This window comes from Nostoc sp. CCY 9925, from assembly GCF_963920935.1.
Lineage (GTDB): Bacteria > Cyanobacteriota > Cyanobacteriia > Cyanobacteriales > Nostocaceae > Nostoc.
This window is the reverse complement of record NZ_CAWUDO010000245.1, coordinates 1-2,557: the sequence shown is the minus strand read 5'-3', so window position 1 is coordinate 2,557 and position 2,557 is coordinate 1. Positions and strand designations below refer to the sequence as shown.

Annotated in this window: 3 protein-coding genes; all 3 read left to right on the top strand. The window is 44.9% G+C overall.

Features of this window, described 5'->3' with window-relative positions; all coding sequences use genetic code 11:
- The first annotated feature begins 221 nt into the window (after nt 1-221).
- From ACM0OY_RS40055 to ACM0OY_RS40045, 3 genes are read left to right on the top strand one after another with little or no spacing between them, the layout of a single operon-like run.
- Nucleotides 222-1,256: a tyrosine-type recombinase/integrase gene (locus ACM0OY_RS40055; RefSeq protein WP_414574246.1), complete on the top strand. Its 1,035-nt coding sequence runs from the start codon at nt 222-224 to the stop codon at nt 1,254-1,256.
- A gap of 3 nt (nt 1,257-1,259) precedes the next feature.
- Complete coding sequence (locus ACM0OY_RS40050; RefSeq protein WP_414574245.1) at nt 1,260-1,727, top strand: hypothetical protein; 468 nt, start codon at nt 1,260-1,262, stop codon at nt 1,725-1,727.
- A gap of 2 nt (nt 1,728-1,729) precedes the next feature.
- Complete coding sequence (locus ACM0OY_RS40045) at nt 1,730-2,422, top strand: hypothetical protein (RefSeq protein WP_414574244.1); 693 nt, start codon at nt 1,730-1,732, stop codon at nt 2,420-2,422.
- The last annotated feature ends 135 nt before the right edge of the window (nt 2,423-2,557 follow it).

Here is a 2,557-nt window from a genome sequence, read left to right as displayed (position 1 = left end):
ACTGTTTTAGATTAAGTGTCCAATATTGGCGGCTAGAATCGGACACTTGCCATAACCAACTCCTCTACAGATTTCAAACGATATGCCTCACTAACAAGATTTACAAACACATCTAGTGACGAGGCAAACAACTTTTAACTTCTGCTTTGGGCAAATTCTACCTGAAGTCGCATACAATTTGGGGTGTTACTTCCACCGTGCTTCCAGGCGATCGCCGCGATATGGCAAATAACTCCCAGTTTGACAACCTACCACAGATCAAACTTATTCCCTTAAATGATGAAGCTGTATGTATGGAGCAGCGAACACCGAGGGATAGACCAGCAAAAATAGCTGCGCCGACTGATATTCGCCTTGTAAAAGTACTGGAATTTTTACGCAGCAACAACCTAGCGCCTAATAGCCGTAAACTTTACGAGCGCGAACTCAAGCGATTCTTGGGGTGGACGCAACTGCACTATCATGAGCTACGCCCGCGTCACTTTGGGTTGTACAAAGAATATCTCAGGGATGAAGTAAAAACTGATGCTCTTAAACCGCTTTCAAAAAGTAGCATCAATGCGGGAGTTGCTGCACTGAAAAGCTTTTTTAAATGGATGTGTTATACGTATCCAGATATAATTGCTACTAATCCTACATTGGGAATCAAGCTAGAAAAAGTGCCACTGCCACCAGCCCAAAGTTTAACCGCACAAGAGATGGAGCGGGTGTGGGCAGCTTTAGAGCTACTGGGAGAAACAAAACAAAGAGATACCGCACTAGTACACATTCTCAGCCACGGGTTGAGGGCAGGGGAAATTGTCGAGTTAAATGTAGGGTCATTTGATGGCAAACTACTATTTTTACCAGATACAAAAACGAATGAACCGCGCCTAGTGCCACTAAAGAAAGAAAGCCGTGAAGTTTTGCAAGAATATTTGCGATCGCGTATTGAATCAGGGGAACAATTAAATAACCTCACGCCGTTAATGATTTCACATCATGCTTCATATAAGGGCGAACGCTTAAGTTACCACGGCATTTACTTTGCTGTGGAGAAAATTGGAGAAATCGCAGGCATTGAAGATTTACATCCGCACTCGTTTCGTCATACATACGCCACGGACTTATTACTGTTGGGTGTTGACCCAACTCATGCACGGAAGCTGACAGGACATCAATCTGATAGAGCATTTCGACGCTATACATTACGTAGCGAACAACAAGCGGCGATCGCTGCTTACTACCGCGCGATAGGTGAGGAAGAACAGGAGTAGGGTATGCCAAAGCCGCTCGATCCCAAGTGCCAACTGTGTGCTAAGTTGCCAACATCGAAAGCAAAGGTACTGCATGGGCCACTTGGTGATGGCTGTTGGAATCCGAAGGTTTGTCACAATCGCCGTTCGTTCTACCGCAACCGAAAATTAGATGACTCGGCACAAATTGAGGCGATCGCCGTTGAGCCACCAGCCAACTATTTTGCTGTATTGTACTTATATAAGGAAGCAGGAGATAAACCCTTACACGCTATGTCGGCAGAGTTATGGCTGGGGCAAAAGCCGATTTGTCGGTTAGAGCCAATTCACTGCTTTGGGCTAACGGCAGGGAAGATACGTACCTACACAGATAAGGTGTTACAGGCATTTGCTAAAGATTACAATATTTCGCTGTATCAGTATAAAGATATGTTTGAGGTTAGTCCAACGCATTGCCCAGTGCGACCTTGCCCAAAGCAGCCACAAGTTTAATCATGACCAGCTATCGGCAATTAACTATTTGGGATATTTTGGATGAGATATCAGAAGCGCCAACGACATCAAGACTTGATGCAGTGTGGGAATGCTTAGATACTGAGCTAATAAATTTACCTGTAGAAGCACAGCTAACAACAGCCGCGGCCGCATTTTATCAAATAGCAGATATTCTCAAAACCCGCGCCCAGTTGTTGTTGGAGGATATACGCGCCGACAGCGATACTGATGGCCCAGTAATCAGCACCGACATCTTTGCCGGTTTGGTGCGGACAACCATGCACCTAGAATTGGATGACCTAATCGAAGAACCGCCAGCGCAGACTTTTAGACCGCATGGGCCGCACCAGTTTTCTCAACCTGCCCAAAATAATGATTCAGTGGCAGCGCCTGTTGACAAGACGAACGTCCTAGCAATGCTAGAAGAAGTGACGACTTTAGAAGATGTTCGTAACTTAGCAAGCGATGAAGATGTGCAAAAATGGACTGCTGCGATCGCACAGTATCTTGCACAAGTAAAAGATGAAATTGCCCTAACTAAACTGCAACAGAAGTTGAAAATGCCGATGGTGGAGGTGTGGTTGGGATTATTGCTAGGTGGCTTTAAATTAGAGCAACGTGGGGATTTTTACAATAGCCAAAATATTTGGGTAATAGAAAGTTCTTCTGGATGTTGGATGCACGAACAATAACCCACACGATCTTTCAACAGAGCCAGTTGTAATTAATCGCCTGGCTACAAAACTAAAGATATGGGGGGCGGTCGCTTGCTAGGGCGAACGCATCTAAATGTAGTACATATATACTTAAAGAAGCTTAATCGCTTG

Excerpts from the sequence above, each read along its gene's own strand:
- ACM0OY_RS40055 (WP_414574246.1), top strand. The coding sequence starts at position 222 with ATGGCAAATAACTCCCAGTTTGACAACCTACCACAGATCAAACTTATT.
- ACM0OY_RS40050 (WP_414574245.1), top strand. The coding sequence starts at position 1,260 with ATGCCAAAGCCGCTCGATCCCAAGTGCCAACTGTGTGCTAAGTTGCCA.
- ACM0OY_RS40045 (WP_414574244.1), top strand. The coding sequence starts at position 1,730 with ATGACCAGCTATCGGCAATTAACTATTTGGGATATTTTGGATGAGATA.